The following is a 26470-nucleotide window of genomic DNA, read 5'->3' as shown; positions in this document are numbered from 1 at the left end:
CCTTGCCCGGCGCCTCGGCCAGCTCAGCATGAGCGGCTTTGGCTGGTTCACCCCAGCAATGGCGCGGGCTGCGTGCCCGCTGCCTCCAGCCCTCGCAGCGACACCCCCTGCAGCGCCCGGTGCTGCTGTGCCCAGGCCAGCAGGGCGTCGGGCGGCAGCGGGCGGCTGAAGTGGTAGCCCTGCAGCTCCTCGCAGTCCAGCGCATCCAGCACCTGGGCCGTGGCCAGGTCTTCCACGCCTTCGGCGACGATGCCCAGGCCCAGGGTGCGGCCCAGCGCGATGATGGCGCGGGTGATGGCCATGTCGGCGGGGTTGACCAGCATGTCCCGCACGAAGGACTTGTCCACCTTCAGCCGGTCGATGTCGAAGCGCTTGAGGTAGGCCAGGCTGGAGTAGCCGGTGCCGAAGTCGTCGATGGACAGCTGCACGCCCAGCGACTTGAGCGCGGCCAGCTGCTGCTCGGCCGCATGGGCGTTGTCCATGAGCTGCGATTCGGTGATCTCCAGCTCCAGCCGGTGGGCGGGCATGCCGGTGCGCGCCAGCAGCGCCTCGATGTCGGGCACGAGCTGCGGGTCGGCCATCTGCGCGGCCGAGAGGTTGACGGACACGGCCACGTCGCCCAGCGCCGCGCGGTGGGCGGGCGACTGCCATTGCACCCACTGCTCGCACGCCTGGCGCAGCACCCAGCTGCCGATGGCGCGGATCAGGCCGCTTTCTTCGGCAATGGGGATGAACTCGCTGGGCGGGATGCTCCCCAGCACCGGGTTGGTCCAGCGCAGCAGCGCCTCCACGCCCAGCAGGCGGCCGCTGCGGGCCGACAGGCGCGGCTGGTAGTGCAGGCGGAACTCCTCGCGCTCCAGCGCGCGGCGCAGTTGCTGCTCCAGCGACTGGCGGGCCAGGGCGCGCTGGTCGGTCTCGGCGGAGTAAAAGCGCGCCATGTCGCGGCCGGTGGTCTTGGCCTCGTACATGGCGGCGTCGGCGCGGCGCATCAATTCATCGATCTCGCCGCCGTCCTCGGGGTACACGGCAATGCCCACGCTGCACGACACGTTCAGCTCGTGCCCTTCCACCGGGTGGCTCTGGCGGATGAGCGGGATCAGCCGGCGCTCCACCAGCTGCTGCACGTCCTCGCGGCCGGCCACGTCGCGCATCACCACCACGAATTCGTCCCCGCCCAGGCGGCTCACGGTGTCGCGGCTGCGCACGGCCTGCGTGAGGCGCGCGGCCACCGAGCGCAGCAGCCCGTCGCCGATGTGGTGGCCCAGCGTGTCGTTGATGGCCTTGAAGCGGTCCAGGTCGATGAAGAGCACGGCCACCTTTTCGCCGGTGATGGGCGCCTGCGCCAGCGCGGCCTGCAGGCGCTGCACGCACAGCGACCGGTTGGGCAGCTCGGTGAGCACGTCGTGGTGCGCCAGGAACTGGATGCGCTCCTCGCTGCGCTTGCGGTCGGTGATGTCGATGGCGATGCCGATGTGGTTGGTGACGGCGCCGCCCTTGCCCTCGCGCACGGCCGACACCATGAGCCAGGCCGGGTAGGTCTCGCCCGAGCGGCGCCGAAAGCGCACCTCGCCCTGCCAGGACTCCTTCTCCTGCATGGTGCGCTGGATCTGCAGGGGCAGCGGCTCGCCCGCCGATTCCTGCAGCAGGAAGCCCAGGTTCTCGCCGATCACTTCGTAGAAGTCGTAGTGCGTGCTGCGGCAGAAGGCGCGGTTCACGCTCAGGATCTGCTGCTCGGCGTTCATGATGATGATGCCCTCGGACGAGGCCTCGAACACCTTGGCCCACAGCTCCAGGCGCTGCTCCATCACCTTGAGCACGTTGATGGGCGTGAAGGCCGTGAGCACCGAATCGCGCCCCTGGAACTGCAGCCGCCGCGCCGACAGCACGGCCCACGAGGGCTCGGGGCTGGCCTTCCAGCGCACCTCGAACTCATCCACCGAGCCCTGGTCGGCCAGGCGCTGGAAGAAGCGCGCCCGCACGCCCGGCTCCAGCCCCACGGCCCAGGGGTCGCTCTTGCGCCCGCCCAACCAGTGGGCGGCGGGCGCGTTGGAATGCAGCACCTCGTGCTCGGGCACCGAGGTGACGACCATGGGGATGGGGAAGGCCTCCACCAGCTCGCGCTGGGCCTCGGCGGCGCGGGCGCTGGCCGCCAGCTCCTGCTGCAGCAGCCGCTCGCGGTCCAGCTGGGCCAGCATGTCGTTGAAGGCGGTGACCAGCCGGCCGATCTCGTCGCGGCTGGCCCACTGCGCGCGCAGGCTGTGGTCGCCACTCTTGCGCACCTCGTCGGCCACGCGCGCCAGGTGCTGCAGCGGCTTGGCGATCTGCCGCGCCACCAGCGTGACGAGCGAAAGGATGCAGCCCAGCAGCACCAGCGCGGTGCCCAGGTGCAGCCACATGCGGGCAAACAGGCTGTCCACGCGCTGGTTCAAGAGGCGCTCCAGGTCGGCGATGCCCGCCGTCCACGCGCCGCGCAGTGCGCCCAGCACGGCGGCCTGCTGGGCCAGCAGGGCCTCCTGCGTCAGGCGCGACTCGCCGCCGGCGACGCTCTGCAGCTGCGCCTGAAAGTCGTGCAGCGCGGCCTTGAGCGCCTCGCGCTGCGGGGCCAGCGCGGCACGCATCTCGGGCGTGCCGGCAATGAAGGCCTGGTTGTAGTCCGACTCGATGCCCAGCGCCACCGCTTCCAGCCGCCCGGCCAGCGTGAGCAGCTCGTACGACCACTGCGGCCCGCGCGCCGTGGGGGGCGCGCTCAGAAAGCTCACGGTGTCGTGCACGGCCTGCAGCAGCTCGGGGTAGCGCAGCACCACCAGCGACATCACGTAGTAGCTGTCCAGGTCCGGGTCCAGGATCAGGTTGGACTGGTTGCCCACGGTGGTGAGCAGTTCGCGCCCCTCGCGCAGCAGCGCCGTGCGCAGGCGCGCCGCCTCGCCGGGCGCCAGCACCGCCGTGGCCGGGGCGGCCGGGGCTTCGGCCGCGATCAGGCGCTGCAAGGCCTCTTCAAACCGCTGCGCGAGCTCGGCCGTGCGCAACAGCCCGTCGTGCCGCTCGCGCACCTGCTGCAGCCGCTGCAGCACCTGCGGCCCCTCGCCGGCCGCCGGCGGCGCGGCCTGGGGCAGAAACTGCTCCATGAAGCCGTCGCGCACCACGGCGGCGTAGGTGGTGCCCACGATCTCCTTGCGGGCGAAATCGATGGCCAGGTACTTCTCGTGGATCAGGATGCCCGAGACGTAGATCACGGCCGTCAGGTCCAGCAGGTAGATGAGCATGAGCTTGCGGCCCACACTGAGCCGGCCGAGCCAGCCCGATACGCGGTGCATGAATGCCATGGTGTGTGTGCCTGCCTTGCTGGCTCTGCTGCTGCCTGCGGTGGTGGGGTGCCGGCCGTGCGGCCGGGCGGTTACAGGACGTAGCAATTTCCACGCCACAGGCACCAAACTGGGGCATCTCACCCGGGGGCGCAGAGGTTGGCGGGCGCTGCGCACGGGCCCGGCTGCGGGGCGGCGGCGCGCCCCCTTGCACACAAGCCTGCTCAGGACGCTATAATGTTGCGCTTTGCTGGCACTACCCCGTCGGCCAATACTAGTTACAGTCTCTCGACTGAGACGGGGGCACCCGCCACGCACGGCCTTCAGGCCCGATCTTCCTGAAGGCCCTCTGCGGGCACACTTTGGAAACCATTAGCTAATGACTACGATCCGCGTAAAAGAAAACGAACCCTTTGACGTTGCCCTGCGCCGCTTCAAGCGCACCATTGAAAAGCTCGGCCTGCTGACTGACCTGCGCGCCCGCGAGTTCTACGAAAAGCCCACCGCCGAGCGCAAGCGCAAGAAGGCAGCCGCCGTGAAGCGCCACTACAAGCGCGTTCGCAGCATGCAACTGCCCAAGAAGCTGTACTGATCGCAGCTGGGCGTTTTCCGCAACGCCAAAAAAACCCGCGCTAGGGACGCCAAGCGCGGGTTTTTGTTTTTTCGGGTCTGCACAAAGCCCCTCTGGCGTCGTTGCAACGCCTTGCCGTAGCGCGCCGACGCCTGACCAGAGGGGCTTTGTGCAAACCCTTGTCCCTGTTTGAAACTCAAAAGAAGGAAGCCACCATGAGCCTCAAGGACCAGATCACCGAAGACATGAAGACCGCCATGCGCGCCAAAGACAGCGAGCGCCTGGGCACCATCCGCCTGCTGCAGGCGGCGATGAAGCAAAAGGAAGTGGACGAGCGCATCACGCTGGATGACGCCGCTGTCGTGGCCATCGTGGACAAGCTCATCAAGCAGCGCAAGGACTCGATCACAGCATTTGAAGGCGCGGGCCGCCAGGACTTGGCCGACAAGGAAAAGGCCGAGATGGCCGTGCTGCAGGCCTACCTGCCCGAGCGCATGTCCGCCGAGGAAGTGACCGCCGCCGTGAAGGCCATCGTGGCCGAAGTGGGTGCCGCCGGCCCCGGCGACATGGGCAAGGTGATGGGCGTGGTCAAGACCCGCCTGGCCGGCAAGGCCGACATGGGCCAGGTGTCGGCCGCGGTGAAGGCCGCGCTGGCCGGCTGAGCAACCCGCTTCCAGGCAGGCGGCCGCGGCCGCTTTGCCTGAAGCTACTAATTTGATAGCTGCTCGCGCTTGCTGCATAAGCGCTGGCAGCTATTTTTTCTTGAAACGGCGCTTCCCTGCGGCGCACACCGCTCAGGAAAAGCGCACCACCACCTTGCCGAAGGCGCCGCGCTCCAGGTGCGCAAACGCGGCGGGCACCTCGCTGGCCGGGTATTCGCCCGCGATCACCGGCTTCAGGCCGGTGGCGTCCACGGCGCGCACCAGGTCTTCCAGCGCGCGGCGGTGCCCCACGCTGATGCCCTGCACCGTGGCGCGGCCCATCAGGACGTCGTAGACCGAGCCGCTGACCGTGTCGCCCGCCAGCGTGCCGATGACCGAGACGCGCCCACCGGCGTGCAGCGCCTGCAACGAGCGGCCCAGGTTGGCCCCGCCCACGGTTTCGAGCACCTGGTCAGCGCCCCGCCCGTCCGTCAGCGCCCGCACCTGGGCCGGCCAGTCGGCATCGCGCGCCAGGGCGTGGGCGGCACCGAGCGCCAGCACCTGCGCGCGCTTGGCGGCGTCGCCCGAGACGACGATGGGCACCGCCCCGTGCAGGTGCGCCAGCTGCACGCCAAACAACGCCACCCCGCCCGTGCCGTGGATGAGCACGGTCTGCCCGGCGCGCAGCCCGCCCGTTTCCACCAGCGCAAACCAGGCCGTGAGCCCGGCGATGGGCAGGGTGCTGGCGGCGGCCGCGTCCAGCGTGCGAGGCGCTGCCACGGCCCAGTCGGCGTCCAGCAACACGTGCGACGCCAGCACGCCCGGGCCGGGCGCGCCCAGCGCCACGGCGTCGGCAGGCCGCTCGCCATCCCGCCAGCCGCCCCAGAAGGTGCTCAGCACCCGGTCGCCGGGCTGCCAGCGGGTCACGCCCTCGCCCACGGCCAGCACGGTGCCGGCCAGGTCGGACGCGGGTGTGAACGGAAAGGCCAGGGCCATGCCCATGCCGTCGCGCGCCATGAGCAGATCACGGTAGTTCAGGGCCACCGCCTCGGTGCGCACCAGGATCTGGTGCGGCGCTGGCAGCGGCATCGGGGCCTGCACCAGCTCCAGGTGGGCCAGGCCGAAGCGGGGCAGCTGCCAGCGCTGCAGGGTGGACGGGAGGGGGCTATGCGTCATGGGGAAACTCCTGGGAACAAGCTCAAAACAGAACACGGTCCATGCTATTGGCGCACTGCACTCTCTGGTGGTTCTTGTTTTTCCTTTGAATGGCAACCAAAATTCGCCAATGAGCGAACGATTGCAAGGTATCGAGGCCTTTGTCGCGACCGTGGAGGCGGGGAGTTTTGCCCAGGCGGCTGCGCGCCTGGGGCGCACCCGGTCGGCGGTGGGCAAGAGCATCGCGCGGCTGGAGCAGCGGTTGGCGGTGCGGCTGTTTCAGCGCACGACGCGCAGCCAGAGCCTGACGGATGACGGCCAGGCCTACTACGAGCGCTGCCGCCGTGCGCTGGACGAGCTGGATGCCGCCGATGCTGCCGTGGAGGCTGGCCGCCACGCCCCGGCAGGCACGCTGCGCATGAGCATGCCGGCGCTGTTCGGCCGGGTCTGCGTGGCGCCGCTGCTGATGGAACTGGCCCACGAACACGAGGGTCTGCGGCTGGACCTGCAGTTCAACGACCGCCGCGTGGATCTGGTGGAAGAGCGGATGGACCTGGTCCTTCGCAGCGGGCCGCTGGATGACAGCAGCACGCTGGCCGCACGCCTGCTGGGCCACCAGTGGATGGGCGTGTACGCGGCGCCGGCCTACCTGGCGCGGCATGGCCGGCCAAGCGGCTGGCAGGCCCTGGTGGAGACGGCGCCCGGGCACCGCTTCGCCGGCTACGGCCGCGACGGGCAGCGGCCACCCGCGTGGCTGTACCGCGACGGCGCCACCGGCGAGCCGCGTGAGTTCCCGGTGCCCACGCGCGTGCGCTGCGACAGCCTGGAGGTGGTGGCCGCCAGCGCCGTGGCCGGGCTGGGCATGGTGCGCATCCCGCAGTGGCTGGCGGCCGGCCCGGTCGCTGCGGGCGCACTGGTGCAGGTGTTTGAGGAAGCTCAGCCGTTCGGCTACGCCCTGCACGCCGTGTGGCCCCGCGCGCGCGCCTTGCCGCGCCGCACGCGCGTGGCAATCGACACCCTGGCCGCCCGGCTGCCAGCGCTGTTGCCAGGCCCGGCCCAGGGCCGGCCAGGCAGCGCCACGGGGGAGCCTGCGCAGATTCTGCGGGGGCGGCCTGCATAACTCCCTGCATAACTCCCTGCGGTCGGATAGCGCGGTCTCGGGCGGCTCGCTGCGTTGCATGCAAGGACATCCCTAGCGGCGGCGCACCCGCCCCGCCGCTGGGCCGCTATGAGCCCAAGCCCAGGCCTTCCTGCCGGAACACTTCCTGCAGAAACTCCACGCACACCCGCACCTTGGCCGAGCGCTCCAGGCGCGTGGGGTACACGGCCCAGACATTGGCCTCCTGCTGCCACTCGGGCAACACCCGCACCAGCCGCCCGGCCTGCAGGTGCGCGCTCACATCCCACCACGAGCGCAGCACGATGCCCCGCCCGTCCACCGCCCACTGCACGGCCATCTCGCCATGGTTGGACGACAGCGGGCCGCGGACCTTGGCCACGGCTTCCGCCGCGCCGCTGCGCAGGCGCCACACGCCGAACGGGTGGTCGCGCTCCTTGATCACCAGGCAGTCGTGGCTGGGCAGGTCGGCCGGCACGCGGGGGGTGCCCTGGCGCGCCAGATAGGCGGGCGCGGCGCACAGCACGCGGTGGTTGCCGGCCAGGCGCCGGGCGATGAGGTGTGGCGCGATCTCGTCGCCCACGCGCACGTCCAGGTCGAACCCCTCGCCCGCCACGTCCACCAGCCGGTCGAACACCTCCAGCCGCACCTGCAGGCCGGGATGCCGCTCCACCAGGCGCGACAGGGCGGGTGCCACCACCTGCCGGCCAAAGCCGAAGCTGCTGCTCACCCGCAGCAGGCCCCGCGGCTCGCGGCGGGTGACGGCCACTTCCTGCAGCAGCTGCTCCATGTCGTCCAGGATGCGCTGCGCCCAGTGGAACACGCGCTCGCCCTCCTCCGTCACCGCCACACGGCGCGTGGTGCGGTGCAGCAGCTTCACGCCCAGATCCTGCTCCAGCAGGCGTATGCGCTTGCTCACATAGGCTGGCGAGGTGCCCAGCTCGGCCGCCGCGCCGCCAAAGCTGGACCTGCGCACCACCAGGGTGAACACCCGCAGGTCGTCGGGAGCGGGATTTTTATGCACGAAGTGTGAAGAGTGACGCCACGGATGGCGGATTGTATTTTTACCTGTCGCACTGAAAAATACCGGCCATCGTCCAACTCTCATTGATTCAGCCCATGGCCCACTCCAGCAACCGCCCCTACCAGATCGCCGTCCTGCCGGGTGACGGCATCGGCAAGGAAGTCATGCCCGAGGGCCTGCGCGCCGTGCAGGCCGCCGCCGCCCGGTTCGGGCTGGACCTGCAGTTGCACGCCTTCGAGTGGGCCAGCTGCGACTACTACGCGCAGCACGGAAAAATGATGCCCGACGACTGGAAGGCGCAACTCTCGGGCATGGACGCGATCTTCTTCGGCGCCGTGGGCTGGCCGGCCGCCGTGCCGGACCACGTCTCGCTGTGGGGCTCGCTGCTGAAGTTCCGCCGCGAGTTCGACCAGTACATCAACCTGCGCCCCGTGCGCCTGTTCGACGGCGTACCCTGCCCGCTGGCCGGGCGCAAGCCGGGCGACATCGACTACTACGTGGTGCGCGAGAACACCGAGGGCGAGTACACGTCGCTGGGCGGCATCATGTACGAGGGCACCGACCGCGAGATCGTCATCCAGGAATCCGTCTACTCCCGCAAGGGGGCCGAACGGCTGCTGAAGTTCGCGTTCGACCTGGCCCAAAGCCGGCCCAAGAAGCACGTGACGCTGGCCACCAAGAGCAACGGCATTGCCATCAGCATGCCCTGGTGGGACCAGCGCGCCGACGACGTGGCCAAGAACTACCCCGGCGTCACGCTGGACAAGCAGCACATCGACATCCTCACCGCCCGCTTCGTGCTGCAGCCGGGGCGCTTTGACGTGGTGGCCGCCACCAACCTGTTTGGCGACATCCTCTCCGACCTGGGCCCCGCCACCACGGGCACCATTGGCCTCGCGCCCTCGGCCAACCTGAACCCGGAGCGCCACTTCCCCAGCCTGTTCGAGCCCGTGCACGGCTCGGCGCCGGACATCTACGGCCAGAACATCGCCAACCCGATTGCCATGATCTGGTCGGGGGCGCTGATGCTGGACTTCCTCACCCAGGGCACGGGCGCAGGCCGGGCGGCGCACGACGCCATCGTCCGGGCCATCGAAGAGGTCATCAAGGCGGGCCCGCGCACACCGGACCTGGGCGGCACCGCCAGCACCACCCAGGTGGGCGAGGCCATTGCGGCCCACATCGCCCGCGTCTAGAAGTCCACGGCAGCGCAGACGGGGCGCTACAGCGTCTGGCCGCGGTTGCGCGCCACGGCCGCGCGGACCAGCGCCGTGAAAGCGGCCGCGTCCACGCCCTCGCCCTGGCGGAAATCGATGGCGCGGCGCACCCGCCCCTCCAGGCTGGAATTGAACAGGCCGGCCGGGTCGGGCAGTTCCGCGCCGTGGGCAAACGTCAGCTTCACGACCTGCTTGTAGGTCTCGCCCGTGCAGATGAGCCCCTGGGCCGACCAGGCGGCTGTGCCCCACTTCCACTCTTCCACCACGCCGGGATCGGCGCGCAGGATGAGTTCGCGCAGGCGGGCCAGCACCGGGCCGCGCCAGTCGTCCAGCGCCTGGATCTTGGCGTCGATGTGCGCTGCCGCCGTGCCCGCATCCAGCGCCGCACCCGGGGTGCTGGCGCGGCTCATGCGCGGTCTCCCTGCGCGCGCTGGATCATCTTCCAGCCATTGCCTGCGGGGTCCCGAAAGCCCGCGTCCACCTGTCCGTAGCGCTCCACGGGCTCCTGCGTGAACTCCACGCCTCGGGCCTGCATGTGCGCGTGCGCCGCGCGGCAGTCGCGCACCTGCAGCACCAGCGGCGGCATGGCCCCCTTGGCCACCAGCGCCTGCAGGGCCTGCGCCGTGGCCTCGTCGTGGATGGGCGGCCCCGGACAGAACAGTCCCAGCTGGAAGCCGGGCTGCTCGGGATGCTGCACCGTCAGCCAGCGGTAGGTGCCGTTGCGCACATCGGTGTGCACGCGAAAACCGAGCTTGTCCACATAGAACGCCAGCGCTTCGTCCTGGTCGGGCACGTACACGCCCGCCACGCCCACGCCGCAGGGCGGCGGTGAGGTCAAACCTTGGTCCATTCGCAATCTCCTTGGGTTACGGGGTCGTCGATGGCCGGTTTGTACCTGGCGCCGCCCGCCGGCGCTTCTCCGAAACTGCGGTGGCCAGATCGGGCCGCTGTGCCGCCTTGAGAAAGCACGCGGGCACCCCGGCCAGTGCGCCACGATCCTCCTGCCCGGCCCGTGCCTGCTGGCGCAGGGCGCTGGGGCTGTGTCCGGTGACGTCGCGGAAGGTGCGACCAAACGTGCCCAGGCTTTCCCAGCCGGTGGCAAAGGCGATGTCGGTCACGGGCAGGTCGGTCTCTCGCAGCAGGGTGCAGGCCTGCTCGATGCGCCGCGTCAGCAGATAGCGGTGCGGCGGAATGCCGAAGGCCTGCCGGAACGAGCGCGCAAAATGCGCCGCCGACACCCCGCTGACCTGGGCCAGGCGCTGCACCGGCCAGGGCTCGTGCGAGGCCGCATCCATGCGGTCCCGCGCCCGCAGCAGGCGGCGCAACAGGGCGGGCGTCTGCTGCGGCCCGCTGGCGGAGCCGGGCCGGTGGGGCATGGGGGATGGCGAAGCAGCAGGCATGGCGCAAGGAGCGGCAGCATAGCGCGTAGCCGCCGCGCGCGGGACCAGAACCGGCTGCGCGCACGGCCGTTGTGCCGGGCCCGCGCGCGCTTTCCGGCCGCCCGATACACTGATGCCCTTGCGCGCCGCCCCGTTGCTGCGGCTGCGCTCCCGCCGTCTTTCCCGTTGCGCATGTCCTCCCCCTCCCTGCTGCGGCTGCTGGCCCTCCTGGGTCCGCTCGCCCTCGCCGCGTGCGGCAGCACGCCCGCCTCCACCCCTTCCACAGCCGACGCACCCACCCAGCCGCCCGTCAAGATCGGCATCGCCCTGGGCGGCGGGGCCGCCAAGGGATTTGCCCACATCGGCGTCATCAAGATGCTGGAGGCCAACGGCTTCACCCCCGCCGTGGTGGCCGGCACCAGCGCGGGCAGCGTGGTCGGAGCCCTGTATGCGAGCGGCATGAACGCGTTTGAACTGCAGGAAAAGGCAGTGGCGCTGGACGAAACCCGCATCCGCGACCTGCAGCTGTCCTCCGGCGGCCTGGTGCTGGGCCAGAAGCTGGAGGACTACGTGAATGAGCAGGTGCGCCGCAAGCCGCTGGAGCAGATGGCCAAGCCCTTCGTGGCGGTGGCCACGCGGCTGGAGGACGGGCAGCGCACCGTGTTTGCCCGCGGCAACACCGGCCAGGCGGTGCGCGCCTCCAGCAGCGTGCCGGGCGTGTTCCAGCCCGTCACCATCGGCAAGTACCACTTCGTGGACGGGGGCATCGTGAGCCCCGTGCCGGTGGACGCCGCCCGGCAGCTGGGCGCCGACGTGGTGGTGGCGGTGGACATCTCCAACAAGGCGCGCGGCAAGACGCCGGGCGACCTGCTGGGCACGCTGAACCAGTCCATCGCGATCATGGGCCAGAAGCTGGGCGAGGCCGAACTGGCCCGCGCCGACGTGATCGTCCGCCCGCAGGTGCTGGAGATCGGTGCCGCCGACTTCACCCAGCGCGCCAACGCGATCCTGGAAGGCGAAAAGGCCGCCCTGGCCGTCATGCCCCAGATCCGAGAACGCGTGGCCCAGCTACAGGCGGAGCGCGAGCGCGCCACGCGCCTGGCCCAGCAAAAGGCCGCCGACGCGCAGCGCCAGGCCTGCCTGGACAACCGCTCGCGGCTGCAGAAGCTGGCCGGCATGGCCGGGCTGGACGGCTCCTGCGACAACAGCCGCTGAACGCCGCTGCGTCCACGCGCTGGGCGCGGCGTCTCACCCCCCGTGCGGCGGAACGCGGAAACCTTCGGTGATGCGCCGCTCGGCCCGCTTCAGCGCATCGGCCGCAGCGTGCAGCACACGCCGCAGGGCCTGTCGCGCCCGCTGAAGCACGGAGCGCCCGGGCGCGGCAATGCTGCCGGTCGGCCATGCCGGCGCGTGGGCGGGGTCGCTGGAGGTCGGAGCAGGCGGGGCAGGAATGGTCATGGGCGGCATGCTCGCCGCTGGCGTATCATCCGTAAAGTTGAATTGAATGAACCATCAATTCAGAAAAACTGATGCGTAACCTCAACCTCGACCAGCTGCAGACCCTGATCGCCATCGCCGACCTGGGTACCTTTGCCGCGGCCGCGCAGGCGCTGCACCTCGCCCCACCCACGGTCAGCCTGCACATCAAGGAGCTGGAAAGCCGTCTGGACGCCGAGCTGGTGGTGCGCGGCCGCCGCCAGGCCGAGCTGACACCCGCAGGCGAGGTGCTGGTGCAGCAGGGCCGGCAGCTGCTGCTGGCGGCCGACGATCTGGTGGAGCGGGTGCAACGCCGCGCGTCGGGGCGTGAGGGCGTCGTGCGGGTGGGCGTGTCGGCGGGGGTCAGCACGCAGCTGCTGCCGCGCATGCTGGAGGCGCTGGCCCAGCGCAGCCCGGGCGTGGAAATCCGCCTGGAGGCCGTGGGCTCCGCCGAGTCCATGCAGCGCCTCAAGGCGGGGACGCTGGACGTGGCGATCGTGGCCAGCCCGCAGCCGCCCGTGGCCGAGCTGCGGCAAACGCCCTGGCGCATCGACCCCATGGTGGCCGTGCTGCCCGCCAGCTGGGACCCGCCCGACCACGTGACTCCCGAATGGCTGGCCCCGCGCCGCTGGGCATCGTTTGCGCCCGCCACCCAGATGCACGGGCTGATCGCCCACTGGTTCGGCCAGGCTGGCCACACCCCCCGCCCGTTCCTGGCGCTGAGCTACCCGGGCGCGCTCAAGAGCCTGGCCGTGGCCGCCCAGTGCGCCGCCCTGCTGCCGCTGGAGGAAGTGGCCGAACTGCAGGGCGCGGCCGATGTGCAGATCCGCCCGCTGCAGCCAGAACTCCTGCGCCCCATGGCCGTGGCGCACCGCCACCAGCCGCCTCCCTCGCCCCCCACCGAGGCCGTGCTGCAGGTGCTGGCGGATTTTGCGCAGTGACGGCGCCAGAGCCGGCGGGCACGCAAGAACGCACCGCCGGGTAGTGCCTGGCTTTCCGTCCACCCCACCGGCACAGCCGCGGGCCGTGCCGGACGCCGTGCCACCACTCGCACGCAGGGACAGATGCCGTGAACAAAGTCACTGCCTTGCAAGCCGCCCCGCCGGCGCCCTGCGGCATTGGGCCCAGGGCGTGGAATCATCGCCCGTCGAGCCGATGACTGCGTGCACCGGACCCTCGGCAAGCAACCTTCTACGCCCTATGTCCTTGAGCCCTCTCACCATGAAGCGTCTTCTCATTCTTGGGGCCACCGGCTCCCTCGGCCGCCAGGTGCTCCAGCAGGCCGTTGCCGCAGGCCACCAAGTGGCCGTGCTGGTGCGCAACCCGGCCAAGCTGCCCGCAACCCTCCGGTCGCACATCACGGTGCATGCGGTGGACCTGGGCCGCGTGGCCATCGCCGCCCTGGCAGACCTCATCCGGGGGCATGACGCCCTGATCAACTGCGCTGGGCACGTGACCGAAGGGCAGGCCTTCGTGGACCTCATGGACCGCATCGTTTCCAGCGTGGAGTCCCTCGCTCCCGCCGAACGGCCCGTTTGCTGGTTTCTGGGCGGCGCCGCTGCCCTCGACATCGGGCAGACGGGGCGCCGCGGCGTGGAACTGCCCAAGGTGCGCGCCACCTACTGGCCGCACCGCAAGAACTTCGAGCGCCTGAGTGCCTCGCCCCTCGATTGGCGCCTGCTGTGCCCTGGGCCCATGGTGGACCAGCCCGCGCTGGGCGCCGCCAGCCTGCGCGTTGCAACGGACCAGCTCCCGGTCCCCGTGCCGGCGCTGGCCGGCAAGCTGCCGGGGCCGCTGCTCCTCTTGCTGTTCGCATCGAAAGTGCCGCAAATGATTGTTCCCTATGCAGATGCGGCCGCCGTGATGCTGGCCCACCTGGAACCCCGGGACGCCCTGTCGCGCCACCGCGTCGGGCTCGCGCTGCCCGTGGGGATGCGCGGGAAAAAGGACACCTGGGCCGCACAGCCCGGCGGCTCCACCTGAAACGACCAAGAAAAAGGCCCTTGCCAGGGCAAGGGCCTCGGTGGGGAGGCGGCCGATCCAGCCGCCGGAAAATCAGCTGCCCGCCACCTTCATGCGGTTGACGAGGATGGAGCCCACCGTCTTGGCGCCGTAGTTGTAGGCGTCCGCGCCCACGGCCTCAATGCCTTTGAACATGTCCTTGAGGTTGCCCGCGATGGTGATCTCGTGCACGGGGTAGGCGATGCGGCCGTTCTGGACCCAGAAGCCGCTGGCGCCGCGCGAATAGTCGCCCGTCACGTAGTTCACGCCCTGGCCCATCAGCTCCACCACCAACAGGCCCGTGCCCAGCTTTTGCAGCATGGCGTCCAGGTTGTCGCTGGCCTGCGTGAGGCGCGAGGTCATCACCAGGTTGTGCGAGCCGCCGGCATTGCCCGTGGTCTTCATGCCCAGCTTGCGGGCCGAGTAGCTGGACAGGAAGTACCCTTCCACCCGCCCGCCCTTGACGACCTTGCGCGGCGCGACGCGCACGCCTTCTTCGTCAAACGGCGAGCTGCCCTTGCCGCGCAGGATGAACGGGTCTTCCAGGATGTCGATGTGCTTGGGGAAGACCATCTTGCCCAGCGAGTCGAGCAAAAAGCTGCTCTTGCGGTACAGCGAGCCGCCGCTGACGGCCTGCACGAAGCCGCCCAGCAGGCCGGCGGCCAGGGTGGACTCAAACAGCACTGGGCATTGCGTGGTCGGGATCTTGCGGCTGCCCAGGCGGCTGAGCGCGCGCTCGGCGGCATAGCGGCCCACGGCCTCGGGCGAGGCCAGCTCGTCGGCGTTGCGCATGGAGCTGAACCAGGCATCGCGCTGCATCTCGGCGTTCTTGCCGGGCAGCGAGGCAATCGGCGCCACCGAGAAGCTGTGGCGCGAGCTGGCATAGCCGCCGCGAAAGCCCCGCGTGTGGGCGCTGAAGAAATGGCTCTGCTGGGCGGACACGCCCGCGCCTTCGCTGTTGGTGATGCGGCGGTGCGTCTTGAAAGCCGCCGCCTCGCAGGCCTTGGCCATCTCGGCGGCCTGCGCGCTGGTGATGGCCCAGGGGTGGAACAGATCCAGGTCGCGGTGCGTGTCGGCGGGTGCAATGTCCTCGGCGTCCGGCAAGCCGGCCACCGGGTCTTCGGCCGTGAAGCGGGCGATGTCGTAGGCCGCCTGCACCGTCTGCTCGATCGCCTTGTCCGAAAAATCGGACGTGCTGGCGTTGCCGCGGCGGTGGCCGATGTAGACGGTCACGCCCAGGGATTTGTCGCGGTTGCGCTCCACGTTCTCCAGCTCGCCCTTGCGCACGCTGACCGACAGGCCGCAGCCCTCCGACGCCTCGGCCCCCGCATCGGTGGCTCCCAGCTTCTTGGCATGCGCAAGGGCGCGGTCCACCAGGTCTTCAAAAAACGCGCGGCTGTAGCTGAAGCCGCTGTCAGGGGTCTGGGATGTGGCCTGGGCCTGGGTTGCGTGCGGCGTGCGCGCGGCGCGGGTGGAAGGTTGGTTCATAGCAAAGCTATGATACTTGCCGCTGTGGCGCGTCGAGAGCCTGTTCACGATCTCCCAGGGGTCGCGCAGTGGTCTTTGCGGGATGGAATGCGAGGCGCGGTGTGCAGCCAATAGCTCGGCTATTGGCAAGCGCCGCAACGCCGCAGACCGCCCGCAAAGACTGCTGCCCGAAGGGTTGGAGCGAAATCGGGCGATTGGACGCCCCGGCTGCTTGCATGGGCAGGAGCCCATGCGGCGCACCCGAAGCATCCACTCATCCCGATTGCGCTCCAACGCGACCCCTGCGAGATCGTAAACAGGCTCTTAGCGCCACTTATTTTTTGCCCCCACCCCATGTCACGCAAACCCAAAAAAGGCTACTTCGTGCGGGGCCAGTTTGTTGCCGAAGGCAGCGAGCTGGACCTGCAGCTCAAGGCCGAACTCAAAGGCACGTCCGACGCCAGCCGCACCGACCTCAAGCGCGAGAGCGATGAACTGCAGGCGCTGGGCAAGGAGCTGCTGACGTTGCGCACTGACCTGTTCGACGCGGTGGGCCTGCCCGACAAGCTGGTCGAGGCCATCAACGAAGCCAAGCGCATCACCAACTTCGAGGGCAAGCGCCGCCAGATGCAGTACGTGGGCAAGCTCATGCGCAAGCTGGAGCCCGAACTGGTGGAAGCCGCCCGCCAGGCGCTGGAAGAGCAGCACAAGGGCTCGGCCGCCGAAAAGATGCAGCTGCACCTGGCCGAGCACTGGCGTGACCGCCTGATTGCCGACGACGAGGCGCTGGCCGCATGGATGGCCGAGCACCCCAGCACCGACACGCAGCAGCTGCGCGCGCTGATCCGCCAGGCGCGCAAGGATGCCCAGCCCGCGGGCAAAGAGGCCAATGTCCAGGTCTCGCAAGGCCTGGCGCCCCGCAAGGGCCGTGCGTACCGCGAGCTGTTCCAGCTGGTGCGCGAGCACCTGGGCGGCACGGGCGCGGACGATGCCACCGACAGCGACGAGGACCGCGGCGATGAGTGAAGCCCTGCACGACCCCGTAAAAATCGGCATCGTCTCCATCAGCGACCGTGCCAGCAGCGGCGTCTATGAAGACAAGGGCCTGCCCGCGCTGCAGGACTGGCTCACCCGCGCACTGCACAACCCCATCACGTTCGAGCCGCGCCTGATCCCCGACGAGCAGGCGGGCATCAGCGCCACCCTGGTCGAGCTGGTGGACACCGCCGGCTGCCACCTGGTGCTGACCACCGGCGGCACCGGCCCCGCGCTGCGCGACGTGACGCCCGAGGCCACGCTGGCCGTGGCCCACAAGGAGATGCCGGGCTTTGGCGAGCAGATGCGCCAGATCAGCCTGAAATTCGTGCCCACCGCCATCCTCTCGCGCCAGGTGGCGGTGATCCGCGGGCAGAGCCTGATCATCAACCTGCCCGGCCAGCCCAAGGCGATTGCCGAGACGCTGGAAGGCTTGAAGGATGCCGAGGGCCAACAGATCGTGCCGGGCATCTTTGCGGCCGTGCCGTACTGCATCGACCTGATCGGCGGGCCCTACCTGGAAACGCGGGACGCGGTGTGCAAGGCGTTCCGGCCCAAGAGCGCCATCCGCGCGCCGCGCGCCACCTGACCAGCCGCATTCAACACAAAAATAGCTGCCAACGCTTGCGTACCAAGCGCTGGCAGCTATTTTTTGATAGCAATCGAACAAGAACCGCTACTTGCCCACCAGCTCGTTGAGCTTGCCCGCCTCAAACTGCTCCTTGAGCGCCGCGTCGCAGGGCACGCAGTCCTTGGCCTGCTGGTTGGCGCTGGAGAGCTTTTCGATCGCTTGCCACAGCAGCGCGATCTGGTGCTCTTGCGACGAGGCGTTGTCGATCAGCCCGCGCATGGCCTGCGAGAGTGGGTCGTCCTCCTGCGTGATGCCGTAGGCCGTGAACTTGCGCGGCTGCTGGGGCTCGGTGGTCACGTCGGCGCTCTGGCCTTCCTTGGACGGAATGATGCGCGCCGGAATGCCCACCGCCGTGGCGCCGGCGGGCACGGGCTTGATGACCACGGCGTTGCTGCCGATCTTGGCGCCGTCGCCCACTTCGAAGCCGCCCAGCACCTTGGCGCCCGCACTGACCACCACGTCCTTGCCCAGCGTGGGGTGGCGCTTGGCGCCCTTGTACAGCGAGGTGCCGCCCAGCGTCACGCCCTGGTAGATGGTGCAGCCGTCGCCGATCTCGGCCGTCTCGCCCACCACCACGCCCATGGCGTGGTCGAAGAACACGCGCTGGCCGATCTTGGCGCCCGGGTGGATCTCGATGCCGGTGAGCCAGCGCGCAAAGTGCGAGATGAATCGGCCCAGCCATTTCAGGCCGTGGTGCCAGCACCAGTGCGCGGGGCGGTGCAGCCAGATCGCGTGCAGGCCCGGATAACAGGTGATCACTTCCCACGTGCTGCGCGCAGCAGGATCGCGGTCGAGGATGCACTGGATATCGGAGCGCAGGCGGGCAAACATGGTTGTTATGGTTATTTGTAAATTGGCTTGACAGTCTAGCGGCTGGCCTGCGCCGTCTCGATCATGGCTTTGGCGACACCACGCAGGATGTGGATTTCCTCCGGGCTCAGCTGCGCGCGGTTGAAAAGCTGGTTCAGGCGCGGCATGAGCTTTTTGGGGGCGGCGGGGTCCAGAAAACCGATGGCGGCCAGCGCCTGCTCCCAATGGCCCAGCATGCCCGCCACCTGGGCGGCATCGGCCAGCGCACGCGGCGGCGTGGCGTCCTGCACGGCAAAGCCGCCCAGCGCCTGGCGCCACTCATAGGCAATCACCTGGATGGCCGCGCCCAGGTTCAGCGAGCCAAAGCCCGGATTCGTGGGGATCGACAGCGCCACATGGCAGCGGTAGACGTCTTCGTTGGCCATGCCAAAGCGTTCGGAGCCGAAGAGGAAGGCCACGCCCGCCTGCGTTGCAGGGCCGGATGCCTCCGCCTCTGAATTTGAAGCGTTTTTGGCCTCTAGCGCTTGTCCAGCAAGCGCCGGCAGCTCATTTTTCAATAGCGATTCAAAGTGCGCCCGGGGCGCCACCGTGGGCGGGCCGAAGTCGCGCGGCGTCATGGCCGTGGCGCACAGGTGGCTCATGCCGTCCAGCGCCTCGTCCAGCGTGGCCACGATGCGCGCGTTGTGCAGCACGTCCAGGGCGCCGCTGGCGCGCTGGATGGTTTCCTCGCGCCGCAGCACGTTGGCCCAGCGCGGGGCCACCAGCACCAGGTCGTCAAAACCCATGGTCTTCATGGCGCGGGCAGCAGCCCCCACATTGCCGGCGTGGCTGGTGTTGATCAGGATGAAACGGGTCTTCATGGGCGGGCGTTAGGCGAAAAAAGGCTCTGCGGGTAAAATCCCGCCCTCCATTGTCGCCGCCCGCATCGCCGGGACGGGCCCGACCTGACCGCTCATCCTGCCACGCAGCGCCTGCGCCCTCGCCGGCCGCGCTGCCCAACACCACAATTTATGTCGTCCAATCTGCACCCCATGCTCAACGTGGCCATCAAGGCCGCACGCGCCGCCGGCGCCATCATCAACCGCGCGGCCCTGGACGTGGAATCGGTGCGGATCTCGCAAAAGCAGATCAACGACTTCGTGACCGAGATCGACCACGCGTCCGAGAAAACCATCATCGAGACGCTGCTCACGGCCTACCCCGGCCACGGCATCCTGGCCGAAGAAACCGGCCGCGAATACGGCGCCAAGGACTCTGACTTTGTGTGGGTGATCGACCCGCTGGACGGCACGACCAACTTCATCCACGGCTTTCCCGTGTACTGCGTGAGCATTGCGCTCACCGTCAAGGGCAAGGTCGAACAGGCCGTGGTGTACGACCCCACGCGCAACGACCTCTTCACCGCCACCAAGGGCCGCGGCGCCTTCCTGAACGAGCGCCGCATCCGTGTCTCCAAGCGCACCCAGCTCAAGGACTGCCTGATCTCCACCGGTTTCCCCTTCCGCCCGGGCGACAACTTCAAGAGCTACATGAACATGATGGGCGAGGTGATGCAGCGCACCGCCGGCCTGCGCCGCCCCGGCGCCGCCGCGCTGGACCTGGCCTACGTGGCCGCAGGCTTCACCGACGGGTTCTTTGAATCGGGCCTGTCGATCTGGGACGTGGCGGCCGGCTCGCTGCTGGTGACCGAGGCCGGCGGCCTGGTGGGCAACTTCACGGGCGAGGCCGACTTCCTGGAGCAGCGCGAATGCCTGGCCGGCAACCCGCGCATCTACGGCCAGCTGGTGCCCATCCTGGGCAAGTACAGCAAGTTTGCGAGCGCTGGCGACAAGGCGGCCGTGCGCCAGGCGGCTGCGGCCGATGCGCCCGAAGCCACCCACACGCCAGAGGCAGAAGGCGCTGCGGATGCAGCCGAATCGGCGGCATCCCAAGCGGACGCAGGCAAGGGCGAAGACGCTCCGTTCTAAAGCCATCCCACCCCCAGCCATGGAACCTGCGCACGGTGCCCCCTAGGCGCGTTTCCTAGCGGGACCGCGCAGTGGGCGCGACGCACGCCAGGGCAGCCGCGCAAGGGCCGCCCCGCCGCGCTGGCTGCGTCCCCCTTCCCGAATTGCGCAGCAATTCGAGAGAAGGGGCTGAGGGCCGCGGCTCCGAGCCTGCCCGCGCAGGCTTGGACGAGCCCGAAGAGCCACCGCCTCTGGCGGTGGTGCCGAGGCGCGAAGCGACTCAGGGGGTTGTCCTCTATCCCGGATCAGGGTACTTCTGCGCAATGCTGCGGAAGTCTTCCGCGATGTCCACAAACGCATCCACCATGTCCGGGTCGAAATGCGTACCCTTGCCGCGCACGATGGTGCTGCAGGCCTGGTCGTGCGAGAACGCGGGCTTGTACACCCGCCGGCTGATCAGCGCGTCGTACACGTCCGCCACGGCCATCAGGCGGGCCGACACGGGAATCGCATCGCCCTTGAGCCCCTCGGGGTAGCCCGAGCCGTCCCACTTCTCCTGGTGGCTGTAGGCGATCTCCTTGGAGACGCTCAGGAAGGCCACGCGCATGCCCAGGCGCCGCTCGGCCTCGTCGATGGCGTTGCGGCCCAGCGTGGTGTGGGTCTTCATGATCTCGAACTCTTCCACCGTGAGCTTGCCGGGCTTGAGCAGGATGCTGTCGGGGATGCCGATCTTGCCGATGTCGTGCAGCGGGGCCGACTTGTAGAGCAGCTCGATCATGCGGTCGTTCAGCACATGCTCGAACCGCGGGTGGTGGCGCAGCCGCTCGGCCAGGGTCTTGACGTACAGCTGCGTGCGGCGAATGTGGTTGCCGGTCTCGTTGTCGCGCGTCTCGGCCAGCGAGGTCATGGCCATGATGGTCACGTCCTGGATGGCCTGCACCTCCAGGGTGCGCAAGGCCACCTCCCGCTCCAGGTAGGCGCTCTTGTCGCGCAGGAAATCGGCCGTGGCCTTGAGCGCCAGATGGGTGTTGACCCGCGCCAGCAGGATCGGCGGGCTGATGGGTTTGGTGATGTAGTCCACGGCGCCCAGGCCCAGGCCCATGCGCTCATCGTCCAGATCGCTGCGGGCGGTCAGGAAGATCACGGGAATGTCGCGCGTGGCGGGCAGCGCCTTGAGCTGGCGGCACACCTCGTAGCCGTCCATGCCCGGCATCATGATGTCCAGCAGGATCAGGTCCGGCTGCAGCTCGGACTGGGCGATCTTGAGCGCTTTTTCCCCATGGTTGGCCACCTTCACGTGGAAATGCTCGCGCAGCAGGCTGCCCATCAGCGTCAGGTTGTCCGGCGTGTCGTCCACCACCAGCACGGTGGCAATCGGCTTCTCGACCAGGGCGGCCGGTGGGGGGGCGAAGGGCGCGTTGTCCATGGAAGTGCGTTCCTGCGTGTGGGGCCGCTCAGGGCGCGCCGGTGGCAGAGGGTTCGGTGGTCTGCATGCCGGCGAGTGCCTCCAGCGCCTGCTCGAAGTCAAAGTTCAAGGTGTGCGTCTCGACCGCGTGGAAGGCCGGGCCCAGCACAGGCTTCAATACCTGCGCATTGTGTTGGAAAAACTCCGCGGCTGCAGGGTCGTCCTGCTCCAGCAGGCCCCGCAGGTGCTGCAAGGCCGCCGCGCCGTCCGGGGCCGGTTCTCCTGCGGCATCGGGACGGGGCGGCTCGGTGACGGCGCTGCCCGGCGGGTCCGCCGCCTGCTGCCACGCCCGCAGCGCGTGGAGCAGCGGGTCCAGGGCGTTGCCCAGCTCCCCCAGCAGGCGGGCGTGCAAAGCCGCCGCAGCGCCGTCTTCCGGCCCGGTGCCGCGGGGGCCACCGCCCTGCTGCGCCCGCAACGCCTGCTCCAGCGTGCCGGCCCGCACGGAAACCTCTTGCGCACCGATGTTGGCTGCCACCGAACGCAGCGTGTGCGCCAGGCGCTCAGCCCCGGCCAGATCGCCACCGGCCAGCGCCTGCTCCAGCGCGGGCACCGCACCGGCTTGCCCTTGCAGAAACCGGCGCAGCAGCTGGGCGTACAGGTCCGGCTTGCCCAGCGCCCGCTGCAGGCCCAGGGCTGCGTCCAGCCCCGCGATGCCGGCAAATGCCGGCCCCGCTGCGCCCGCCGAGTCGCCGGCTGGCGGGGCTGCCGCCGCCGGCTCTCCGCCGTCGGGCGGCGCGGCCAGACCGGGCCGCGGGCGTATCCACCGGGCAAGCGCCGCCCACAGCGCCGCGGGCTCGATCGGCTTGGCCACGTGGTCGTTCATGCCCGCGTCGAAGCACCGCTGGCGGTCCGCCTCCATGGCGTTGGCGGTCATGGCGATGATGGGCAACTCGGCATGGCGGGGGTCGCGGCGCAGCGCGCGGGTGGCGGTCTCGCCGTCCATCACCGGCATCTGCATGTCCATCAGCACCACGTCGTACGTTTTCTGTGCAATGCGGTCCAGCGCCACCTGGCCGTTCTCCGCGACGTCCACGGCAAAGCCCGCATCGCGCAGCAGTTCCACGGCCACCATCTGGTTGAGCTCGTTGTCCTCCACCAGCAATACCGACGCGCCACGGAGGGCCAGCGGCAGGGCCTCCGGCGTCGGGGGTGGCGTGTCCATGCGGTCGCGCACGTCGGTGGAGTGCGCCAGCGGCTGCATCAGCGTGTCGAACAGCAGCGACGCGTTCACCGGCTTGATCAGCACCGTGTCGATGCCCTGCAGGCGCGCGGCGCGCATCACGTCCTCGCGGCCGTAGGCGGTGACCATGAGCATCTTGGGCACCTGGGCCAGGCCCAGGCCGCGGATGTGGCCCGCCAGTTCGATGCCGTCCATGCCCGGCATGTGCCAGTCGAGCAGCAGGAGGCCGAACGGCCGGTGCTGCGCCATGGCCTCGCGCAGGCAGTCCAGCGCGTCCAGGCCGGAATGGGCCTGCTCCACCTCGAATCCCATCGCGTGCAGCATGTCTGCCAGCACGGTGGCCGCGGTGAGGTTGTCGTCCACCACCAGCACGCGGCTGCCCCGCAGGTTGGCCGGCGGCAGGAAGGCCCGGGCCGGAACGCCGCGCTCCAGCGGCACGCTCACCCAGAAGGTGGAGCCCTGCCCCACCACGCTGTGCACGCCCACCGAGCCACCCATCAGCTCGGCCAGGCTTTTGCAGATGGCCAGGCCCAGCCCCGTGCCGCCGTAGCGGCGCGTGGTGGACGTGTCCGCCTGCTGGAAGCTCTGGAACAGCCGCCCCATCTGCTCGGGGGTGATGCCGATGCCGGTATCGCGGACCTCGAACCGCAGCGTCACCCGGTCCCCGGCGGTTTCCACCGTGCGCACGGCGATGCTGATCTCGCCAGCCTCGGTGAACTTGACCGCGTTGTTGGCGAAGTTGATGAGAATCTGCCCCAGGCGCAGCGAGTCGCCCACCAGGTTGGGCGGCACATCCGCCGCCACGTCGCACACCAGCTCCAGGCCCTTGGCGCCGGCCTTGTAGCCCACCACGTCGGAGACGGTCTCCAGCATGCGGTCCAGCACGAAGGGCTGTTTCTCCAGGCTGAGCTTGCCCGCCTCGATCTTGGAAAAATCCAGAATATCGTTGATCACCCCCAGCAGGTGCTGGCCCGCCTGCTGGATCTTGCTCACGTACTCGTGCTGGCGCGGCGACAGCCCCGATTTCAGCGCCAGGTGCGACATCCCGATGATGGCGTTCATCGGTGTGCGGATCTCGTGGCTCATGTTGGCCAGGAAATTGGACTTGAGCGCCGTGGACTCCTCGGCCAACTCCTTGGCCAGGCGCAGCTCCTGCTCGGCGCGCTGCCGGTCCGTGATGTCCACAAACGTGCCGATGGCCCCGCCGGGCGAGCCGTCGGCGCGCGAGAAGCCGTGCAGCCAGAACAGCGTGTGGTGGACCTGGCCGTCCGCGTAGGGCAGGTCCACCTCCTTGTGCACGGACTGCAGCCCGCGCAGCGCTTCCTGCGCGTCGACGGCAAACCGGGCGCGCTCGTCCTCGCCCAGGAACGGCAGGTCCAGCACCGTCTTGCCGATCAGGACCTCCCGCTGCACCCCGAAGGCCTGCTCGTAGGCGCGGTTGAACCCGATGTAGCGGCCGTCGGCCCCCTTGTAGAACAGAGGCACCGGGATGGCGTCGATCAGCGCCTGCTGGAAGTCCAGCTGCTCGGCCACCCGGGCCTCCAGCAGCTTCTGGTCCTGGATGTCCACATTGACGCCCACCACGCGCACGGGCTGTCCGGTCCCGTCGCGGAAGATGCGAGCCGCCGAGAGGAACCAGCGCACCTCGCCATCCGGCCGCACGATGCGCCAGGAATCGCGCACATGGGCTTCGCCTCCCGCCAGGGCGCTGGCAAACGCCGCCACCGCCCGGTCGCGGTCCTGCGGGTGCAGCCGCTCCTTCCAGTCCTCCTGGGAGCGCGCCTGCGTGCCGGGCGGCAGCCCCATCATTGCCAGCAGCTTCTCGCTCCACAGCACCTGGCCGGAGACGGGGTCGATGTCGAACACGCCGATCTTGCCCGCCTCCTGCGCCAGCTCCAGCCGGTCCTTGGCCTGCTGGACGGCCAGTTCTGCGCGGCGCTGCTCGCTGACGTCCTCGATGACCCACAGGGAGGCATTCTGGAAGCCTTCCAGCTGCACGCGGCGTCCCGCCATGCGCGCCTCGAAACGGTGGCCGTCCAGGCGGAACAAGGTCGTGATCTGCCGCACCCGTTCCCCACGCTCCAGCAGGGGGGTCACCTCGGCATGGAAGGCCTTTGCGCGCTCGGCCCCGCCCAGCAGCACGCCAACGCCCAGGCCCAGCAGCTCCGAGGCCGCGCTCCCCATCAGCTCCACAAAGGCCGGATTGAATTGCCGGAACTTCCCGTCGCCGACCAGGGCGATGGGGGGCGCATTGTCGAAGATCGCCGTCTGCTGCTCCAGCAGCTGGTTCAGCAGCCGCTCACGCCGCTGCAGTTCCTGCTGGGCCTGGATGCGCGCGGTCACGTCTTCGTGCAGCCCCACGATGGCGATGCGCCGGCCCCGCTCGTCCAGCACCGGGGACAACGTGGCCTCGTCGTGGTACAGCGCGCCGTCCTTGCGCCGGTTGACGAACTGGCCTTGCCACGAGCGCCCCGACAGCAAGGCGGACCACATCTCCTGGTAGGTCGCCGCAGGGGTCTGGCCGCTGGCCACCACCGCGGGCTTCTTGCCGCGGACTTCCGCCAGGGTGTAGCCGGTGTTGCGCTCGTACTGCGGGTTGACCCAGTCGATGCGCCCGTCGCCATCGGTGATGACCACCGACACCGGGCTGTTGCCCAGCGCCGTGCCCAGCACCCTGAAGCGCTCCACCGCGGCGCGCATGCGGGCACGGCTGCGCAGCAGCTCCAGCAACAGCCAGCCCAGCAGGCACAGCAGCACGAACGCAGCCCCGCCAGCCTGCAGCCGCACGGGCAGAGGCACCAGCGCGCTGACATCGTCCAGCAGCACCAGCTGCCAGGCCCCGCCCGGATCGCCCCAGTCCACGCGGTGCCGGTCCACGGCATACGGCACGCCATTGAGCAGCACCTCCCCTGCCCCCGGGGCAAAGGGCAGCGCCGAGGCAACGCCGTTGTCGAAATGCCGGCCAAACTGGCGCGACTCCCGGATCGCGTCGATGCGCGCCTGGGTCAGCGGCGGAGCCACCGAAAGCAGCCATTCGGGCCGGGTGGAGGCAAACACCACCCCTTGCGGCGACAGCAGCACGGTGGGCATCCCGGTGCGCTTGAGCACCTCGTCGAACAGCTCGAACCCCACCTTGAACATCACCACGCCCACAATGGCGCTGGAAGGCGTATCGCTTTCGTACAGCGGCGCGGCGTAGTACAGCCCCCGCTCCTGGGTGTTGCGCCCTATCGCGGCGTACACGCTGTTCACGCCTTGAATTGCCTGCTGGAAATACGGCCGGAACGCCAGGTTGAGCCCGGTCGAGCGGGTGCCCGCCGTCTCGTGCGCCACCACCGTCCCGTCGCGGGACATGACATACACGCCATTGACCAGGAAGCGGCCGCGCGCCACCGCCAGCCGCGCCAACGCCTCCGGGTCGTCCGGCGGGAGTTGCCCCAGGGCCAGGGCCTTGAGCAGCGGCTCGCTCAACCCGAGCAGTGACACGGCCCCCAGCATGCCGGCGCCGGCGATGCGGGTTTGCAGGGTCTCGACCGTCTCCTGCAGCAGCTCGGCGCGCTGGTTTGCGCGCTCGGTGCTTTTCCAGTGCACCACGCCCAGCACCGCCAGACATGCCCCCAGCAGCGCGAGCGCCACCACCGCCACCCAGCCCCGCAGGCCGGGGCCGCGGTGTGCCGCCAGGGCGCCGTCCAGCGCGGCGCCGTCATCCCCGCGCGCCATGCGCCACCTCTTGAAAACACAGCTTTTGGCGCCTGCACACCCACCAGGCACAACGCAGGCGCAGCGGCCCGCAGAAGGCTGCGAGGCGCCCAGCGCCGCGGGCGGCCCAGGCCTGCGGAGGCACGCGGCGCGTTGGTGCGGACAAAGACGTCCTAGCGTGCCGGGTGCAGCAAGGCATCAATGTCCCCCGCTGGCCCGGGCCGGCCAAACAGATAGCCCTGGAACCCCTCGCAGCCGTGCAGCCGCAAGAAGCTCAGCTGCCCGGTGGTCTCCACCCCCTCGGCCACCACCTGCAGGTCCAGGCTCTTGGCCAGCGCCAGGATCGTGCGCACG

The 26470-nt window shown here is 69.6% G+C and carries 23 protein-coding genes; 10 read left to right on the top strand and 13 right to left on the bottom strand.

The window, feature by feature from the left end:
- Positions 1-47 precede the first annotated feature (47 nt).
- Positions 48-3323, bottom strand: a complete 3276-nt coding sequence (locus tag LWW96_RS10340) for an EAL domain-containing protein (protein ID WP_291486648.1) — start codon at positions 3321-3323, stop codon at positions 48-50.
- A 358-nt stretch (positions 3324-3681) separates the two neighbouring features.
- Between LWW96_RS10340 and rpsU the strand changes: the two genes are divergently transcribed.
- Together rpsU and LWW96_RS10330 are read left to right on the top strand one after the other, a co-directional pair.
- Entirely contained in the window at positions 3682-3894 is a 213-nt protein-coding gene (rpsU, locus tag LWW96_RS10335; RefSeq protein WP_007833691.1) for a 30S ribosomal protein S21, read from the top strand.
- Between the two features lie 194 nt (positions 3895-4088).
- A complete protein-coding gene (locus LWW96_RS10330; protein WP_291486646.1) occupies positions 4089-4535 on the top strand; it encodes a GatB/YqeY domain-containing protein in 447 nt (148 codons plus the stop codon).
- 132 nt (positions 4536-4667) lie between these two features.
- Here the strand turns inward: LWW96_RS10330 and LWW96_RS10325 are convergent, their stop codons facing one another.
- The gene (locus LWW96_RS10325) at positions 4668-5690 is read right to left on the bottom strand and encodes an NAD(P)-dependent alcohol dehydrogenase (RefSeq protein WP_291486644.1); all 1023 of its coding nucleotides are present in this window, start codon (positions 5688-5690) and stop codon (positions 4668-4670) included.
- Between the two features lie 109 nt (positions 5691-5799).
- On the opposite strand from LWW96_RS10325, the gene LWW96_RS10320 reads away from it, so the two are divergent.
- Complete coding sequence (locus LWW96_RS10320; RefSeq protein ID WP_291486642.1) at positions 5800-6789, top strand: LysR substrate-binding domain-containing protein; 990 nt, start codon at positions 5800-5802, stop codon at positions 6787-6789.
- A gap of 106 nt (positions 6790-6895) precedes the next feature.
- Here the strand turns inward: LWW96_RS10320 and LWW96_RS10315 are convergent, their stop codons facing one another.
- Complete coding sequence (locus tag LWW96_RS10315; protein ID WP_291486640.1) at positions 6896-7810, bottom strand: LysR family transcriptional regulator; 915 nt, start codon at positions 7808-7810, stop codon at positions 6896-6898.
- A 95-nt stretch (positions 7811-7905) separates the two neighbouring features.
- On the opposite strand from LWW96_RS10315, the gene LWW96_RS10310 reads away from it, so the two are divergent.
- Complete coding sequence (locus tag LWW96_RS10310) at positions 7906-9006, top strand: tartrate dehydrogenase (protein WP_291486638.1); 1101 nt, start codon at positions 7906-7908, stop codon at positions 9004-9006.
- Positions 9007-9032: 26 nt separating this feature from the next.
- On the opposite strand, the gene LWW96_RS10305 is transcribed toward LWW96_RS10310, so the two are convergent.
- Genes LWW96_RS10305 through LWW96_RS10295 form a run of 3 tightly spaced genes read right to left on the bottom strand, consistent with a single transcriptional unit; the run spans position 9033 to position 10403 of the window.
- Positions 9033-9437 carry a DUF1801 domain-containing protein gene (locus LWW96_RS10305; RefSeq protein WP_291486636.1) on the bottom strand — a complete coding sequence of 135 codons (405 nt, stop codon included), beginning with the start codon at positions 9435-9437 and terminating at the stop codon, positions 9033-9035.
- Positions 9434-9877, bottom strand: a complete 444-nt coding sequence (locus tag LWW96_RS10300) for a VOC family protein (protein WP_291486634.1) — start codon at positions 9875-9877, stop codon at positions 9434-9436. The genes LWW96_RS10305 and LWW96_RS10300 overlap by 4 nt, the downstream gene beginning before the upstream one ends.
- Before the next feature lie 16 nt (positions 9878-9893).
- Positions 9894-10403 carry a helix-turn-helix transcriptional regulator gene (locus LWW96_RS10295; RefSeq protein ID WP_291486632.1) on the bottom strand — a complete coding sequence of 170 codons (510 nt, stop codon included), beginning with the start codon at positions 10401-10403 and terminating at the stop codon, positions 9894-9896.
- Positions 10404-10598: 195 nt separating this feature from the next.
- On the opposite strand from LWW96_RS10295, the gene LWW96_RS10290 reads away from it, so the two are divergent.
- Positions 10599-11621 (top strand): patatin-like phospholipase family protein, encoded by a 1023-nt coding sequence (locus tag LWW96_RS10290; protein WP_291486630.1) that lies wholly within the window; start codon positions 10599-10601, stop codon positions 11619-11621.
- Positions 11622-11654: 33 nt separating this feature from the next.
- On the opposite strand, the gene LWW96_RS10285 is transcribed toward LWW96_RS10290, so the two are convergent.
- Positions 11655-11864, bottom strand: coding sequence for a hypothetical protein (locus LWW96_RS10285; RefSeq protein WP_291486628.1), 210 nt, complete (start codon positions 11862-11864; stop codon positions 11655-11657).
- A gap of 71 nt (positions 11865-11935) precedes the next feature.
- Here LWW96_RS10285 and LWW96_RS10280 point away from each other — a divergent pair, with 71 nt between their 5' ends.
- Together LWW96_RS10280 and LWW96_RS10275 are read left to right on the top strand one after the other, a co-directional pair.
- Complete coding sequence (locus LWW96_RS10280; protein ID WP_291486626.1) at positions 11936-12823, top strand: LysR family transcriptional regulator; 888 nt, start codon at positions 11936-11938, stop codon at positions 12821-12823.
- A gap of 280 nt (positions 12824-13103) precedes the next feature.
- Positions 13104-13865: an NAD(P)-binding oxidoreductase gene (locus tag LWW96_RS10275; RefSeq protein WP_291486624.1), complete on the top strand. Its 762-nt coding sequence runs from the start codon at positions 13104-13106 to the stop codon at positions 13863-13865.
- 72 nt (positions 13866-13937) lie between these two features.
- On the opposite strand, the gene pmbA is transcribed toward LWW96_RS10275, so the two are convergent.
- Positions 13938-15371 (bottom strand): metalloprotease PmbA, encoded by a 1434-nt coding sequence (pmbA, locus tag LWW96_RS10270; protein WP_291486622.1) that lies wholly within the window; start codon positions 15369-15371, stop codon positions 13938-13940.
- Positions 15372-15704: 333 nt separating this feature from the next.
- Between pmbA and yjgA the strand changes: the two genes are divergently transcribed.
- Together yjgA and mog are read left to right on the top strand one after the other, a co-directional pair.
- Positions 15705-16376, top strand: coding sequence for a ribosome biogenesis factor YjgA (yjgA, locus tag LWW96_RS10265; protein WP_291486620.1), 672 nt, complete (start codon positions 15705-15707; stop codon positions 16374-16376).
- Entirely contained in the window at positions 16369-16974 is a 606-nt protein-coding gene (gene mog, locus LWW96_RS10260) for a molybdopterin adenylyltransferase (RefSeq protein ID WP_291486618.1), read from the top strand. Before yjgA ends, mog begins: the two co-directional genes overlap by 8 nt.
- A gap of 87 nt (positions 16975-17061) precedes the next feature.
- On the opposite strand, the gene cysE is transcribed toward mog, so the two are convergent.
- Both cysE and LWW96_RS10250 read right to left on the bottom strand, forming a co-directional pair.
- The gene (gene cysE / locus LWW96_RS10255) at positions 17062-17847 is read right to left on the bottom strand and encodes a serine O-acetyltransferase (protein ID WP_291486616.1); all 786 of its coding nucleotides are present in this window, start codon (positions 17845-17847) and stop codon (positions 17062-17064) included.
- 35 nt (positions 17848-17882) lie between these two features.
- Positions 17883-18686, bottom strand: a complete 804-nt coding sequence (locus LWW96_RS10250; RefSeq protein ID WP_291486614.1) for an RNA methyltransferase — start codon at positions 18684-18686, stop codon at positions 17883-17885.
- 150 nt (positions 18687-18836) lie between these two features.
- Between LWW96_RS10250 and LWW96_RS10245 the strand changes: the two genes are divergently transcribed.
- Positions 18837-19793 carry an inositol monophosphatase family protein gene (locus LWW96_RS10245; protein WP_291486612.1) on the top strand — a complete coding sequence of 319 codons (957 nt, stop codon included), beginning with the start codon at positions 18837-18839 and terminating at the stop codon, positions 19791-19793.
- 274 nt (positions 19794-20067) lie between these two features.
- Here the strand turns inward: LWW96_RS10245 and LWW96_RS10240 are convergent, their stop codons facing one another.
- From LWW96_RS10240 to LWW96_RS10230, 3 genes are all read right to left on the bottom strand, one after another.
- Positions 20068-21198: a two-component system response regulator gene (locus LWW96_RS10240; protein ID WP_291486611.1), complete on the bottom strand. Its 1131-nt coding sequence runs from the start codon at positions 21196-21198 to the stop codon at positions 20068-20070.
- A 28-nt stretch (positions 21199-21226) separates the two neighbouring features.
- Entirely contained in the window at positions 21227-26137 is a 4911-nt protein-coding gene (locus LWW96_RS10235) for a PAS domain S-box protein (RefSeq protein ID WP_291486609.1), read from the bottom strand.
- 152 nt (positions 26138-26289) lie between these two features.
- Positions 26290-26470: EAL domain-containing protein (locus LWW96_RS10230; protein WP_291486607.1), on the bottom strand; the 181-nt coding region annotated here is incomplete at its 5' end.

Origin of the sequence: Acidovorax sp., assembly GCF_021287135.1 — a bacterium.
Classification (GTDB): Bacteria; Pseudomonadota; Gammaproteobacteria; order Burkholderiales; family Burkholderiaceae_C; genus Acidovorax.
This window is presented reverse-complemented; position numbering and strand designations above follow the sequence as displayed.